Here is a 14,352-nt window from a genome sequence, read left to right on the forward strand (position 1 = left end):
TGCTTTTTAGCTTTTTAGAACAAGGCTGAAAAGCGGGCTTTATTGTGAAAAACAGGAGGCAGTGCTATGGAACAGAAATACACCAAAATCAAATGTGGAAAATTATATGACGGGATCAAGCCATGTTTTCAGGAAAATATGGAGATCCTTATAGAGGGGAGAAAAATTAAAGCCGTAGGGCATTGCCTTGAATGCCCGGAAGGTACTGAAACCATTGATCTTTCCGCTCTGACGGTAACCCCAGGCATGATTGACGCACATATGCACACGCAATACTTTCATTGGAAGGATGTCTATCGCGACACGCTTTATAATTCTGACGGTTACAGGACGCTGGCGGTGGCGACATGCGCTAAAAGATGCCTGTATTCCGGTTTTACAACGGTAAGGTCGCTTGGCTGGTGGAGCGAAGCATATGAGCTAGATGTAAAAAGAGCTATAGAAGAGGGCTATGTGGAGGGCGCGCGCCTGGTGGTCTCTTCCCATTTCCTCTGCACGCCAGGAAGCCATGGCGATATGACGCAGGTGGTACGTACCAATCCGTATCTTTCCGACTATCTGATCAGCCAATACCCAACCTGTGGAAACGGCGCGGATTTTTTCACTGGCGCCGTACGCCGTGAGAAAAAAATGGGAGCTGATTTTTTGAAAATAATGGCCACCGGCGGTTTTGCCACTCCAAATGACGACCCGGACGACATTCAGTTGAATGACGAGGAGTTTAAGGCGATATTCGACACCGCTAAAGAGGTAAAGATATCCGCGACGGCGCATGCCTATGGGCCGCGTCTGATGAAAAAGCTTATCAATTATGGAATCACCGGCATTGAACATGGTTCGTTGATGGATAAAGAAACAGCGTCAATGTTTGAGAATAGCGGCACATATCTTGTACCGACCTTTATGCCATACGAAGATGCCATCCATCCCGATGAGGAGAGCCTTGCGCTGAAGAGCGAAGAATACCGGAGAAAGCTTCGTTTCTACCAGCGTCAGCTCCAGGAGGGGCGCGAAATTATTATCAACAGTAAAATAAAGCTTGGCTATGGCACGGATATGGTCGCCGTTCACAATAATTACGAAAGCGGCTGGGAGTATTATGCCTGGCATACAAATGGCATGGACCCTTTCCGTATACTCCGGGCAGCGACAAAAACGAACGCCGAGATATGCGAGATAGACGATAAGGTCGGTACGATCGAGCCTGGCAAACTTGCAGACATTGCGGGTTGGGGGCGCGACCTGATGAAGGACCCGCATGCTCTTCGCGATTGCTCTTTCGTAATGAAAGAGGGTGTGGCATATCCGGCCGTAAGCCGTATGAACGAGGAATAACTCGGTAAGAATCGTAAAAGCGTATCGTATATAAAAAATTCCGTCTTAGGGATGTTCGGCATACTGTGAACAACTTAAGACGGAATATTTTTTGTCGTCTGTGAAATAATTTTTCCTAACGAAGGCGGACGATCATTGGCCGTTTCTAAGGGAGAGTTTCTTTCTTGCCGCCGCGATGAGCATCATCGGGCGGCGCATTTCGTCTTTCATGCCCTCGATGCAGAGCATCCGTTCAGGCGGCTGCGGCTCGGCTACGCGCAGCAGTTCAAAGCCGTTCGTCAGCAGCCCGTCGATATAGGTGGTCAGCGTTTTGTGATATTTGACGACCTCTTCTCCGAGAAAGCGCGCGCGGCGCATACCTTCGTAAAAGTAGTTGTCGACGGGGAAGTGCAGGATATTGCCCGCGCCGTCGCGATACCAGTCCTGCGAACCCTCCGCAGTAAATATCGGATGTTCCGCTGAAAAGATGAAATACCCTTCGTCGCTGAGGAAACGGTTCACCTTTTTTGCGATCTCGTCGAATGACTCGACGTAATGCAGGGCCAGCGAGCTCAGGACGATGTCGAAGGAGCCCGCGGGGAAATCCATATCCTCCAGTGCCATGCACATGTATGTTACCTCAGGACAGCGCGTCTTCTCCCTCGCCACGGAGAGCATCTTTTCGGAGATGTCTATCCCTGTGGCCGCGGCCGCGCCCTGTTCCATCGCGTAGATGCAATGCCAGCCGTAGCCGCAGCCAAGGTCGAGGAGTCGCTTTCCTTTGAAATCCGGCAGCAGCTTCTTCAGCGTCTCCCATTCGCCGGAGCCGGCCAGCCCCTCCTGGGAACGTTTCATTCCCGCGTATTTTTCAAAAAATACGCCGTCGTCGTATTTGTTTTCTTTCAAGAAATTCTCAGCCTGCTTATTTCAGCTTCATATAGAGCAGCGGGAAGGGGTGCCCCTGCTCGTCGCGCTCAGTGCGCTTATATACCTTAAACCCCATGTGTTCGTAGAATCCGAATGCCGAGGTGTTCTGCTCGTTGACGCAGAGCCGGCTGACGGAGTATTTGTCGATCGCGTGACGCAGAAGCTTTTCGCCGAGGCCCCGCCCCCGCTCCTCCGGCAGGAGGAAGAGCATCTCCAGCCGGTCGCCGTCTATTCCCATGAATGCGACGGGCTCGGAGTTCTCATTCTCCGCCGTCAGCAGGGTCGGCACGGAGGCCAGCGCATCATCGACATCTTTTGAAATGTCCAGCATGTCGTCCTCGGTGAGAAACAGGTGCGTGGCGCGCACCGACTTTTCCCAGATAAAGGATACTCTCTGTATCGCAGCTTCGTCTCTTTTTGTTATTTCGGTGATTGTCATTTTGTCATTTCTCCTCTATTTAAGAGTTTGGACAGCATAGCACATAATGCCGACATATGAAAGACGCGTTCTGCCCATTGGAGAACGCGTTTCTATCTCAAGCTCAAACCCGGTTAAAGAAAGAAATTTACCTCAGCCATTGCAGCAGTCCCAGAGAGAAGATCGGGAAATAGGTGAACAGCAGCAGGCAGGCGACCATCGCGAGGAAGGAGGGGAGTATGGATTTTGAGATGTTTTCTATACTCTCTCCCGAGATCGCGGAGGCGACGAAGAGGTTTATCCCGTATGGCGGCGAGATGAAGCCGCAGGCGAGGTTGACGGTGATTATCAGCCCGAAGTGTATCGGGTCTATGCCGATCGTCTTTACCACCGGCAGCAGGATCGGCGTGAGGATGATCACCGCCGCGATGTTGTCCACGAAGCAGCCGATTATCAGCAGGAAGATGTTGATGATCATCAGCAGCATGAACGGATTGTGCGAAAAGTTCGTCAGCCACTCCGCGACATGCATGGGTATCTGCGCCATCGTCAGGTAGCTCGCGAAGGCCATCGAAAGGCCGATCATGAATTCCGTCGCGCCGTTGATGAGCCCCGATACTCGCAGGCATTCATAGAGGGACTTGCCGTCCAGCTCCTTATAAACGAATTTACCGATCAGTATCGAATAGACGACCGCGACGACCGCCGCCTCCGTCGGCGTGAAGATGCCGCCGTAGATGCCGCCCAAGATGATGACCGGCACCATCAGCGCCCAGATAGCGTCGATGAAGGCCTTCCCGACGACGGACAGCTTCGGGCGCTCCGCGAGGCTGACGTAATGCCGCTTTTTCGCGGTGCCGTAGCAGACGATCATCAACGCGAAGCCGATTATGAGCCCGGGGATTATTCCCGCGATGAACATGTCGCCGATCGAGCACTGCGCGACGACGCAGTAGATGACGAAGGGGATAGACGGTGGGATGATGACGCCGATCGTACCCGCCGCCGCGGTGATCGCCGCCGCGAAACCCGCGTCATATTTGCGTTCCTTCATCGAGGGGATCATGAAAGAGCCGATCGCCGAGACCGTCGCCGGCCCCGAGCCGGAGATCGCCGCGAAGAACATGCAGGCGAGCACCGTCACCATCGCGAGGCCGCCGGTGATGAAGCCGACGAGGCTCTCCGCGAGGTTGACGAGGCGGCGCGAAATGCCGCCGTTGCACATCAGCGCCCCCGCGAGGATGAAGAAGGGGATCGCCAGCAGTGGGAAAGAATCTAGCCCCGTCACCGACTTTTGCGCGAGCATCAGCATCGGTATATCCGAGGTGAGCCACATCGCGAGCCCGGTCGCCAGCCCGAGGGTTATTCCGATCGGAATGCTCAGCGCTATCGTTACAATGAGAATGGAGAAAACTATTACGGCTTCCATCAGCATACCTCCTCAATATTGTCGTTTTGCGGGCCGAGCGGCTCGCCTTTCCATAGTTTGTACATTTCTATGAGGAGTCTGACGCACATCAGCAGGCAGCCGATGGGGACCGAGGCGTAGGGCCAGGTCATCGGCAGCTCCATCGCCGCCGAACGCTGGCCGGTATCGGCGATGAAGATGACCAGTTCCGTGCCTATCCAGGCAAGGATGAAGCTGAAAACGAACCAGACGATCAGCACGAAGTATTCGAAGTACCGGCGCGCGGCGCCCGGTATCATATTCGCGAACATTTCGACGCGAAAGTGGCTGCGCTCCTTCACCGCGTAGCTCGCGCCGATCCACGACAGCCAGAGGAAGATGAAACGGGCCATCTCCTCGCTCCACGAGAGAGAGTTGGAGAACACATAGCGCATTACCACCTGCACAAAGACCAGCAGCGTCATTATCGCCATTGTCCAAACGCAGAAATACTCCTCAAAGTTGTCGAGGAATTTTTTTATCGTCATACTGTATAGCACCTCCGCTTTCTTTCTGATAGGCCGTTATGATTTTTATCTACGAGGATATATTCAAATGGTATACAACATTAGTATGTACCACCTTTCGCTACGATACATAGAAAATAAAATATTCAGCCGGGACAAACGGCATGGACGGTGTTTCTTGTCTTTTCAAGAAACATAATATTATTAAGTAAAATAGTTGTCAATATGTATAAAATATGAAGATTTTAGGTATTTATGAAAGAAAAACTGGAAAAACATCGTAAAACTTGAATAAGGTATTTTGGGTGAATGTTGTTGTTTATTAAAAAAGGCAAACAAAACAAATACGTCTTTTGCGGAGGATGCGGAAAGCCGTCGTTTAAAAATCTAGATACTATAAGTTATCAAAAATATCATATGTTGGGAGAATCAGTCTTTTGTGAGTTCCCTCCTGTAAATGACAAAGTAGATCGCCCCCAGAAAGAATGCGGCGCCGATGATGTTGCCGAAGGTAACGGGGAGCAGGTTGCCGGCGACGGCGGACGCCGTAAGTTCCTGCGCGGCACTCGGAATCCCTTCCGCCGTCAGCCCGGATTTGATCATCATTCCGAGCGGCAGGAAGAACATATTCGCGACACAGTGTTCAAACCCCATCGCGACAAAGGCCGCTATCGGCATCAAAAGCGCGATAAATTTACCGGACATGTCGAGCGCGCCGAAGGTCAGCCAGACGGCTAGCCCCACGAACCAGTTGCAGAGCACGCCGCGCACGATCATCTGAAAAAGCGGTATCTGTACCTTGGCGGCGGCGATGGAGAGCGCGTAGTCTGCGCAGCTCTTCGTCAGTACGCCGCTTTTGAATATCAGCAGCGCGAAGAAGAGAGCTCCCGCGAAGTTCGCGAGATATACGACGGCGAGGTTGCGCAGCATGCCGCCGCACGTTATCTTTCGCGACAGCAGCCCGATCGGCATCAGGCAGTTGCCGGTAAAGAGTTCCCCTCCGGCGGCCACCACCAGAAACAGTCCCAGAGAGAAGGCGACGCCGCCGAGGAATTTCGAGATGCCGACGCCGGCAAACGCGGCGGCGTCCTGTGTCACGACGATCATAAAGTAGCCGCCCATAGCGATATAGGCTCCGGCAAGAAATCCCAACAGCGCCATCGGAAGGAGCGGCAGGCCGGTCTTGGATATTGCGGCCGCGACCGCGCTTTTTGCTATTTCCTGTGGTGTTTTGTAGTTCATATCGACTGGACCTCCGTATATCTTTAAACTGATCGTCGAAATTATATCCATATTTCATAAAACCATCATCAAACGCGGCTCGCCGTTTAATATAAACCGCTGTGAAAAATTGATGATCCTGACGAGTTTTCTTGATCTGCCGCGGAGCGCGTCCGGAAATATATGGCAAACTCCGGACGCGCGGCGCTCGGCAATCCTCTTATTTCAGCACATTCAGCAGCCCCATAGAGAAGATGGGGAAATAGGTAAAGAGCAGCAGGCATACGACCATGGCGAAGAAAGACGGCAGTATCGCCTTTGAGATATCCTCGATGCTCTCTCCCGAGATCGCGGAGGCGACGAAGAGGTTTATCCCGTATGGCGGCGAGATGAAGCCGCAGGCCAGGTTCACCGTGATTATCAGCCCGAAGTGTATCGGATCTATCCCGATCGCCTTCACCACCGGCAGCAGGATCGGCGTGAGGATGATCACCGCCGCGATGTTGTCCACGAAACAGCCGATTATCAGCAGAAAGACGTTTATCACCATCAGCAGGATGAAGGGGCTGTGCGCGAGGCTCGTCATCCATGAGGCGATATGCGCCGGTATCTGCGCCATCGCCAGATAGCTCGCGAAGGCCATCGAAAGGCCGATCATAAACTCCGTCGCCCCGTTGATGAGGCCCGTCGTGCGCAGACACTCATATAAAGTCTTGCCGTCGAGCTCCTTATAGACGAACTTGCCGATGACCACCGAATAGACGACCGCGACGACCGCCGCCTCCGTCGGCGTGAAGATGCCGCCGTAGATGCCGCCCAGAATTATTACCGGCACCAGAAGGGCCCAGAAAGCCTCTCTGAAGGCCTTCCACACCGTGGCTAACTTCGGACGCTCCGTAACGCTCACATAATGGCGTTTCTTCGCCGTGCAGTAACAGACGAGCATCAACGCGACGCCGATCATAACGCCCGGCACTATGCCGGCGATAAACATATCGCCGATCGAACACTGCGCGACGATACAATAGATGACGAAGGGGATCGAAGGCGGGATGATGACGCCGATCGTACCCGCCGCCGCGGTGATCGCCGCCGCGAAACCCGCGTCATACTTGCGCTCCTTCATCGAGGGGATCATAAAAGAGCCGATCGCCGAGACCGTCGCCGGCCCCGAGCCGGAGATCGCCGCGAAAAACATACAGGCGAGCACCGTCACCATCGCGAGGCCGCCCGTGATATAACCGACGAGGCTTTCCGCGAGATTGACGAGTCTGCGCGAAATACCGCCGTTGCACATCAGCGCTCCCGCGAGGATGAAAAATGGGATCGCCAGCAGCGGGAAAGAATCGAGCCCCGTCACCGACTTCTGCGCGAGCATCACCATGGGGATATCCGAAGTGAGCCACATAGCGATGCCGGTGGAAAGCCCGAGAGTGATGCCGATCGGGATACTGAGCCCGATCGTTACAATAAGCAGAGAGAAGAGAATAACGGCCTCCATCTATATCATCTCCTCCAATTCTTCCTGTCCCTTTTCCGAACCGACCGGTTCGCCCTTATAAATCTTATACATCTCAACGATCAGGCGGATACACATCAGTCCGCAGCCCACCGGCACCGAGGCGTAGGGCCATGTCATCGGGATATCCATCGCGGCGGACGCCTGCCCCGTATCATAAATAAAAATGACCAGCTCTGTGCCGAGCCATGTGAGAATGAAACTGAAAACGAACCAGACGATCAGGACAAAATACTCAAAAAACCTGCGGCAGCTTCCTTTTATCATATTGGCGAACATCTCGACGCGGAAATGACTGCGCTCCTTTACTGCATAACTGGCGCCGATCCAGGAAAGCCAGAGGAAAATAAAACGGGCTAACTCCTCGCTCCAAGAGAGCGAATTAGAGAAGACATACCTCATAACGACCTGGATAAAGACGAGAATGGTCATAATGGCCATAGTCCAGACGCAGAAATACTCCTCGAAATTATCAAAAAACTTTTTGACGGTCATCCTAACAACAACCTCCTGTGGTGGCATAAAGCGCGTCCCTTTTGCAAGGGACGCGCGTATAATTGCTCAAGGTCTGAGAAAGAATTACTTCTGGACCTTCCTTGCGATATCCATGATCTCCTTGCCGAGATCCTTCTCGAACTGCGCGTAAACCTTTTTGGTCGCTTCGACGAAGGGCTTCTTCTGCTCCGGCGTCAGTTCGTTCGCCTTCAGTCCGGCCTTTGTGACCTTGGCCTTGAAAGCTGCCTCTTCTTTTTCAAGGCTGGCGCGCTGGGCCATGATGGCTTTGTGGGCGGCGTCGACGACTACCTTGCGGAGATCGGCGGGGAGCTTATCCATAAACTTCTTGTTGGCGATGAGTATCTCGTAGGAGAAGACATGTCCCGTCTCGGAGACGTATTTCTGCACCTCGTAGAACTTGCCGTCGTCGATCATCGCGTAGGGGTTTTCCTGCGCGTCTACCGTGCCCTGCTGCAGTGCCGTGTAAAGCTCGCCCCAGCTCATCGGGGTGGGGTTGGCGCCGAGTTCTTTGAAGAAGGCGATGTGCATCGGGTTCTCCATCGTGCGGATCTTGAGTCCCTTGAGGTCAGCGGGGCTCTTGATGGGGCGCTTGCTGTTGGTCACGTGGCGGAAGCCGTTTTCCTGATAGCCGAGGACTTCAAAGCCCTTCTTCGCGAGGTATGAGTTGAGCTTCTGTCCGAGCTCGCCGTCTACCGCGTCAAAGGCCGCTTTTCTCGTGGTGAAGAGGTAGGGCAGGTCGAGGACCTGTATTCTCTTGTCAAATCCGGCGAGAGCCGATGTTGAGGGGATCGCCATCTGGATCGTGCCCATCTGCACGCCCTCGCAAAGCTCGCGGTCGCCGCCGAGCTGCGCGTTCGGGTAGAGCTCTACCTTGATCTTGCCTTTTGAACCGGTATCCACATCCTTGGCGAATGCTTTCATCGCCTGCATCGTCGGGTGGGTGTCGGAGCCGATGTAGCCGACCTTGATCGTGTACTCTGGCGCCGCGAAAGCCGCGCTCGCCGCCGTGATAGCCATGAACATAACTGCTGCCAGAAGTTTCTTCATATTACGTCCTCCCTGTTTTTTGTATTTGCCTGAATAATTTAAAAAGCTGCGCTCTATGAGATCAGTCCGCTGCTTTTCCTCCCTTCCAAACGCGCACCTCCTGGGCGTCGGCGTCGACCTCTACATAATCGCCGTCTTCGATCGCCTCGAAGGGGTCCTTCTCAAGGCGGTCGACCATCGTCGAGCCGACCATGACGGCGGAGGATACGATGACGGGTTCGGGTACGTTTATTATTATAGCCGCAGGCAGGTTGTTTCTCACCCACAACTGATAGAAACCGTCCGCCTGGACCACGGAGCTGCCCTTGCCGGACTGTAGCACCAGCACTTTCCCGGCGATGCTTTTGCCCTCGATCGCGTGATTTCTCTCAATGACGACGCCGGTGGTCGGGTCGGTAAGGTAGAAGCACATCGCGTCCTTCGATACCACGGCCTCGCCCGCGCCGGAACCGCGAACTATCGAGCGGCACTTGTATACCTTCATGTTGTCAGCCATTAGTCGAGCCTCCCTTTTACTGCCGCGTCTATGCACTGCGAAAGCCTGCGGATGGCGAACGGCTGTCCGCGGCGTTCTCTGTAATAGGCGCACTTCGGCGAATCCGTAACTCCAAGAGCGCCTTCGAATGATTTCCAGCACGGCTCGTCGATGCAGGTGTCGCCGACCATGCGCACGCCGAGCAGTTCAAGGCGCTGGCGCAGGTGCGAACGTTCCGCGAGCTCGACGGCTCCCGATTCCGCGAGGATCCAGAAGGCCGTATCGTTGCAGATGTGTCTGCCGTCCAGCAGCTTTTCGACGTCGAGCAGCTGATTGTAGGTGTAGTGAGGGCAGCCGAGCATGACGAGGTTGATCTTGCCGGTGGCGGGGGTGAGCATGTCTTCACGCTCTTTGAGATCTTTGTTGGTGAGCACGCATTCCGCCGCGGGGATTTTCCTGTTGCCGAAAGCCGCCTCGATCGTCGGGGCTTCGGGGGTTATCCCAACCATGTGGTACATCGCGACCGCGCCGCTTGTCGCGGCCTCCGCGCCGAAATAGAGGAAGTCTTCCTGTGTCGGCCTGATATCCTTCTTGAATCTGAGCACTGGGATGCGGTAGCCGGCGATCTTGCCCAGACAGTGTCCGAGAATGCCCCAGTCATAGCAGCTTTCAAGGTCGGCGTCCACGTCGACGAGGAAATCTCCGTACCTGTTCTCGTCAAGATGGTATCCGTAGTAAGGTGTCTTGCCGATGACGGCGGCGGCGAGGGCGCTCACCGAAGACTCGCGGTTTGAGCGTGCGCCGAGGGCTCCGTTGACGTAAGGTGTGGCGCTGGACTCGGAGAAGGCCACATGTTCGCCGAAGAAGGGAACGTTGGAGCAGACTCCGGGCGCGCAGTGGTAGGTGAGCTTAGCGCCGATGCGGCGGTAAGCGTCGCCGGTGCGGTCTGCGAGGTCGAGCTCCTCCTTCGTCACGTCAAAGAACTTCGTCAGATAGGCCGTGTCCCAATAGGGGTTTGTCGTCGGTGGCACAACGCAGGTGGCGCCGCCGTTTACCAGCAGCTCGCACCAGTAAGTGTCGCCCTCCTGTCCGCTCAACGCGACATGTGCGCGCTTGACGGGTATGAGCTTTTCCGCGTCGAAGGTGAGGCCGAGAGCGTAAAGCATCTCCATGGCCTTCTGCTTTCCGGCGCCTTCGGCTCCGTCAAGGATTCGTTTCTCTTCATCTGTTAAATACATTTCGTACCGCCTTTCTCTATGCTGTTTTTTTCGTTAATATCGGTAGGGAGATGCCGCCCAGCGGGAGTATGCCGAGGGTCGCCCGCGGCCTCTTCGCAAGCGCCGCGTCGAGCGCCTCCTGCACGTTTGCCGCCGGAATATAGTCCATCTTCTCTATCTCTTCCCTTGAGAGGCCGTCGCTGATCATATAGACCTCGGCCCTGTCGAGCACGCGCCGGCTGCCCAGCGCGACTACGGCGGAGATGACGTCCGTTTCAAGGTCGTAAGGAGAGGCGCCCTTTATTGCCTCCACAAGAGCTTCCGTGGGCTGCGCGAGCCAATGGGCGTAAAGCGGGTGGTTGTGGACAAGTCCTTCGTAACAGGGCGCGGCTAGGATCACGGCGCCGCCCGGCTTCACCGCGAAATATGCGGAAGTCAGTCCTTTGATGCCCTGCCAGTAATCCATATCGGCGGGAGAGGAGCTGACGACCACGACGTCGGCAAGTTCGTCGAGCTCCACGCTGTACGATCTTTTCGCGAGCTCCACGCCCGCGCGGTGCGCCTTTAAATAATCGCCGCAGAAAAAGCCCGCGATCTCGCCGCTGAAATTTTTCACCACGTTGACGATAAAAGCCAGCTTTGCGATGCCGCCGACGGCGTCGATGCCCATGCGGCAGGGATTGCCCTCAAGCATCCCGAGCGGGATGTCAGGGCAGAGCCCGGCGCCCCGGTGCGTCGCCTGCGTCGTTACAAAATCGCAGATCCCGGGCTGGACGATCTTCGCTCCGCCGGAAAAACCGGCGTCGCTGTGCGGGATGATGTTGCCGACGCCGACGAGAAGGTCGGCCTCCAAGGCGCGGCGGTTGATGCGGACGGGAAGTTTGTAGCCGCCGGCTTCGATCTCGCCGAGGTCTGCCAGCTCGTCCGTGTTTGACGCCTCGTGCTGGTAGACGGTGAAATTATCGACGATATAGTCTCCGAGCTTCTCGCGCACCTCTTTGTCGGACATAAGCCTGTGCGTACCGGGGGCGGTCATGAAGCTTACGGCGCTGCGGGGAACGCCCGCGGCATCGAGATATTCCATGACGACGGGCAGTATCTTCGTTAACGGAGTGTCGCGCGTATTGTCCTCAACGAGAAAGAGAATATTCTTTTTGTCCTTCGCGAGCGCCGCGAGAGGTTCTGATGCGATCGGAGCGTCGAGCGACCTGAATAATTCCGCTCTGATATCTGTGACAGGAGGGACATCGGTCATCTCTCCCGAGAAGAGGACCCTGTTTGTGTAAGTATCGAAATCCAGAAAGCTATTTCCATATGGAATACTATATTTCATTGCCGATTCCTCCCAGCGATAAAACTAAAATGCGGAATGCATTGAGTACGCTATCTGTATACAATGAAAAAATACATACTATATCACTATCTGTTTAATTAAATAAAAACTTTTCAAAAGCCACACAACTATCTTGACGAAGATGATAATATCGCCGTAAATAAATGTCAACAAGAAAGTTGGAAGAAAAATTGCGATGTTTTTTACGCGAAGTTATGGACAAAAAGGCAAAATGTTGTATAGTTGCTGTATACAGTTGTTTTAAAAATAGAAAAAACTGATGGTTTGCGCGGCAGCTGCTTTAACGGCGATATCGCCGCGGGACCTTTACCAAGCAGGGGGAATGGAAGTGGCGTCTAAGAATGAAAAGGCCAGCTGGATAAAGGTTTACGATTGGATAAGGGAGGGGATCGACTCCTGTGCGCTCAAGATGGGCGAACCGCTTCCCGAGACCTTTCTCGCCAATGAGATCGGCGTGAGCCGCACCCCGGTCCGCGAGGCGCTGCGTGTTCTCGAACAGGACGGGTACATAAAGATAGTTCCCCTCAAGGGCGCGTTTGTCTCCGAGATATCCCTCGAAGACGTGCGTGAGATATATGACATCAGGAAGCTGCTCGAACCCTTTGCCGCGCTCTCCGCGGCCAACCGTATTCCCGACGGGGAGATAAAGGAGATGTCCGCCGAGTGGGAGCAGCTCGGCAAGCGGGTGAAGAACGGCGAACATATAGACTTTTCAAGCGTCGCCGACAGCGATATCAGACTCCATTTCACGATCGCTAAGTACGCGACGAACAGGCGCATCGGCGCGATACTGATGAGCTACCATGTGCAGATAAAGCGCTTTCAGCGCCTTTCCGCGCAGTCGCTCGCCGATATCCAGAACTCCATCAACCAGCACATTATCATCATAGACTGTCTCAAACGCCGAGACCCTAAGGCCCTCCATAACTGCCTGTATGAACATGTCGTCAACAGCGAGGGGTACATAATGAAGGATTATTTCCTGCGCTGAACGCCCGCCCGCGCCGCGCGCCTTCGTCCCGCCGGGCGCGCGGTGTTTTCGCATCCTTATTTGCGCGGCTTGCCTGAAAGGCAAAAAAATTAAGCCGGATAAAAAAGCCCTTGTCTCATGAGGTCATGTAATATATTATGAAACGCTATAAATGGAATAATTTATTAAATGTTCAGGAGGCAAATAAGATGACGACGAAGGTAAAATTTCCCAACAGCCGCATGGCTTCGATCAGTATGTCCGGCGGCATCCGCGAGATTCTTACGCGCGCCGACGAGCTGGAGCGCGGGGGCAGAAGCATCGTCCACATGGAGATAGGACGGCCGGATTTTGATTCGCCGAAATGCGCGAAGGACAGGGCGATCAGGGCGCTCAATGAGGGCAACGTCCACTACACCGACATGGCTGGGGCCTATGACCTTCGCTGTGCCGTCGCGGACAAATACCGCCGCGAGAACGGCATGGATTATGTCGAGGCCGACAAAAACGTCGTCATCACGAACGGCGCGATGGAGGCGCTCACGGCGACGTTCCTCACGCTCTTTGAGCCCGGCGACGAGGTGATCGTTCCCGCGCCCTACTTCTCGGCCTACGCGGACGAGATCGCCATTGCCAATGCGGTGCTTGTGCCCGTGCCGACGCGGATGGAAAACGGTTTCCGGCTCCAGGCGGAGGAGCTTAAAAAGGCCCTCTCGCCGAAGACCAAGGCCATTCTGATCAATTCGCCGAACAACCCCAGCGGCGCGGTGCTTACAAGAAAAGACCTTGAAGCGATCGCGGTCTTCGCCATTGAGAACGATCTCTGGGTGATCTCCGACGAATGCTACGAGAAGTTTCTCTACGACGGCGAGCATGTGAGTATCGCGAGCTTCCCCGGCATGGAAGAGCGCACGGTGACCGTAGCCGCCGCCTCCAAGACCTGGTCGATGACCGGCTGGCGCATCGGCTGGGTGGTCGCTCCCGCGTCGATGCGTCCCTATGTCAATAAATGCCACCAAAACCTCACCACCTGCGCCAACTCCTTCGCTCAGGCGGGGGTCGTCGAGGCCTTTGCGAACGCAGACGGCGACGTGACCGCGATGGTATCGGAGTACAAGCGCCGCCGCGACATGGTCGTGAAGTGGCTGAACGACATCGAAGGTTTTGAGGCGATCACTCCCGCGGGGGCGTTCTACGCCTTTCCGCGCATTTCGCGGCTTGGCATGGACGGATTTAAATTCTGTTCATGGCTGCTCGAGGAGGCCGGAGTATCGACCGTCCCCGGCGAAGTCTTCGGAATGCAGGGGCACATCCGCCTCGCCTACTGCCGCTCTTACGATTATATCGAAGAGGGGATGAAGAGGATCAAAGAGGCGGTGGAGGGCCGTCCCGGAAGGTAGTGTTTCCTTAAATAATTTTTGCTGATAGAGATTGAGATAAATGCCGCGCATCTTTGAGGT

Annotated in this window: 14 protein-coding genes; 3 read left to right on the forward strand and 11 right to left on the reverse strand. The window is 54.8% G+C overall.

Annotated features, from left to right (window positions below):
• The first annotated feature begins 66 nt into the window (after positions 1-66).
• Positions 67-1,335 carry an amidohydrolase family protein gene (locus tag CLOEV_RS03475; RefSeq protein WP_034441952.1) on the forward strand — a complete coding sequence of 423 codons (1,269 nt, stop codon included), beginning with the start codon at positions 67-69 and terminating at the stop codon, positions 1,333-1,335.
• A gap of 132 nt (positions 1,336-1,467) precedes the next feature.
• Here the strand turns inward: CLOEV_RS03475 and CLOEV_RS03480 are convergent, their stop codons facing one another.
• The 11 genes from CLOEV_RS03480 to CLOEV_RS03530 all read right to left on the reverse strand — a co-directional run bounded on the left by CLOEV_RS03480 (position 1,468) and on the right by CLOEV_RS03530 (position 11,901).
• On the reverse strand, positions 1,468-2,220 hold the full coding sequence (locus tag CLOEV_RS03480) for a class I SAM-dependent methyltransferase (protein ID WP_034441953.1): 753 nt from the start codon (positions 2,218-2,220) through the stop codon (positions 1,468-1,470).
• Between the two features lie 16 nt (positions 2,221-2,236).
• The gene (locus CLOEV_RS03485; protein WP_008710553.1) at positions 2,237-2,680 is read right to left on the reverse strand and encodes a GNAT family N-acetyltransferase; all 444 of its coding nucleotides are present in this window, start codon (positions 2,678-2,680) and stop codon (positions 2,237-2,239) included.
• Between the two features lie 127 nt (positions 2,681-2,807).
• Entirely contained in the window at positions 2,808-4,088 is a 1,281-nt protein-coding gene (locus CLOEV_RS03490) for a TRAP transporter large permease (protein WP_008710554.1), read from the reverse strand.
• The gene (locus tag CLOEV_RS03495) at positions 4,088-4,594 is read right to left on the reverse strand and encodes a TRAP transporter small permease (protein ID WP_008710563.1); all 507 of its coding nucleotides are present in this window, start codon (positions 4,592-4,594) and stop codon (positions 4,088-4,090) included. Before CLOEV_RS03495 ends, CLOEV_RS03490 begins: the two co-directional genes overlap by 1 nt.
• 408 nt (positions 4,595-5,002) lie before the next feature.
• On the reverse strand, positions 5,003-5,815 hold the full coding sequence (locus CLOEV_RS03500) for a formate/nitrite transporter family protein (protein ID WP_034441954.1): 813 nt from the start codon (positions 5,813-5,815) through the stop codon (positions 5,003-5,005).
• A gap of 199 nt (positions 5,816-6,014) precedes the next feature.
• Positions 6,015-7,295: a TRAP transporter large permease gene (locus CLOEV_RS03505; RefSeq protein ID WP_034441956.1), complete on the reverse strand. Its 1,281-nt coding sequence runs from the start codon at positions 7,293-7,295 to the stop codon at positions 6,015-6,017.
• Positions 7,296-7,808, reverse strand: a complete 513-nt coding sequence (locus CLOEV_RS03510; protein ID WP_008710511.1) for a TRAP transporter small permease — start codon at positions 7,806-7,808, stop codon at positions 7,296-7,298.
• Between the two features lie 84 nt (positions 7,809-7,892).
• A complete protein-coding gene (locus CLOEV_RS03515) occupies positions 7,893-8,876 on the reverse strand; it encodes a TRAP transporter substrate-binding protein (protein ID WP_034441958.1) in 984 nt (327 codons plus the stop codon).
• A 61-nt stretch (positions 8,877-8,937) separates the two neighbouring features.
• A complete protein-coding gene (locus CLOEV_RS03520; protein ID WP_008710573.1) occupies positions 8,938-9,372 on the reverse strand; it encodes an aconitase X swivel domain-containing protein in 435 nt (144 codons plus the stop codon).
• Complete coding sequence (locus CLOEV_RS03525; protein WP_034441959.1) at positions 9,372-10,589, reverse strand: aconitase X catalytic domain-containing protein; 1,218 nt, start codon at positions 10,587-10,589, stop codon at positions 9,372-9,374. Before CLOEV_RS03525 ends, CLOEV_RS03520 begins: the two co-directional genes overlap by 1 nt.
• A 16-nt stretch (positions 10,590-10,605) precedes the next feature.
• Positions 10,606-11,901 carry a nickel-dependent lactate racemase family protein gene (locus CLOEV_RS03530; RefSeq protein WP_034441960.1) on the reverse strand — a complete coding sequence of 432 codons (1,296 nt, stop codon included), beginning with the start codon at positions 11,899-11,901 and terminating at the stop codon, positions 10,606-10,608.
• Positions 11,902-12,250: 349 nt separating this feature from the next.
• Between CLOEV_RS03530 and CLOEV_RS03535 the strand changes: the two genes are divergently transcribed.
• On the forward strand, positions 12,251-12,913 hold the full coding sequence (locus CLOEV_RS03535) for a GntR family transcriptional regulator (RefSeq protein ID WP_169732187.1): 663 nt from the start codon (positions 12,251-12,253) through the stop codon (positions 12,911-12,913).
• Between the two features lie 188 nt (positions 12,914-13,101).
• Positions 13,102-14,292: a pyridoxal phosphate-dependent aminotransferase gene (locus CLOEV_RS03540; protein ID WP_034441962.1), complete on the forward strand. Its 1,191-nt coding sequence runs from the start codon at positions 13,102-13,104 to the stop codon at positions 14,290-14,292.
• The last annotated feature ends 60 nt before the right edge of the window (positions 14,293-14,352 follow it).

The organism is Cloacibacillus evryensis DSM 19522 (assembly GCF_000585335.1).
Taxonomy (GTDB): domain Bacteria; phylum Synergistota; class Synergistia; order Synergistales; family Synergistaceae; genus Cloacibacillus; species Cloacibacillus evryensis.

Bases quoted from the DNA above. Each gene is read 5' to 3' on its own strand.
- CLOEV_RS03490 (WP_008710554.1), bottom strand. From the start codon at position 4,088: ATGGAAGCCGTAATAGTTTTCTCCATTCTCATTGTAACGATAGCGCTG.
- CLOEV_RS03510 (WP_008710511.1), bottom strand. From the start codon at position 7,808: ATGACCGTCAAAAAGTTTTTTGATAATTTCGAGGAGTATTTCTGCGTC.
- CLOEV_RS03475 (WP_034441952.1), top strand. From the start codon at position 67: ATGGAACAGAAATACACCAAAATCAAATGTGGAAAATTATATGACGGG.
- CLOEV_RS03485 (WP_008710553.1), bottom strand. From the start codon at position 2,680: ATGACAATCACCGAAATAACAAAAAGAGACGAAGCTGCGATACAGAGA.
- CLOEV_RS03505 (WP_034441956.1), bottom strand. From the start codon at position 7,295: ATGGAGGCCGTTATTCTCTTCTCTCTGCTTATTGTAACGATCGGGCTC.
- CLOEV_RS03515 (WP_034441958.1), bottom strand. From the start codon at position 8,876: ATGAAGAAACTTCTGGCAGCAGTTATGTTCATGGCTATCACGGCGGCG.
- CLOEV_RS03525 (WP_034441959.1), bottom strand. From the start codon at position 10,589: ATGTATTTAACAGATGAAGAGAAACGAATCCTTGACGGAGCCGAAGGC.
- CLOEV_RS03530 (WP_034441960.1), bottom strand. From the start codon at position 11,901: ATGAAATATAGTATTCCATATGGAAATAGCTTTCTGGATTTCGATACT.
- CLOEV_RS03540 (WP_034441962.1), top strand. From the start codon at position 13,102: ATGACGACGAAGGTAAAATTTCCCAACAGCCGCATGGCTTCGATCAGT.
- CLOEV_RS03500 (WP_034441954.1), bottom strand. From the start codon at position 5,815: ATGAACTACAAAACACCACAGGAAATAGCAAAAAGCGCGGTCGCGGCC.
- CLOEV_RS03520 (WP_008710573.1), bottom strand. From the start codon at position 9,372: ATGGCTGACAACATGAAGGTATACAAGTGCCGCTCGATAGTTCGCGGT.
- CLOEV_RS03495 (WP_008710563.1), bottom strand. From the start codon at position 4,594: ATGACGATAAAAAAATTCCTCGACAACTTTGAGGAGTATTTCTGCGTT.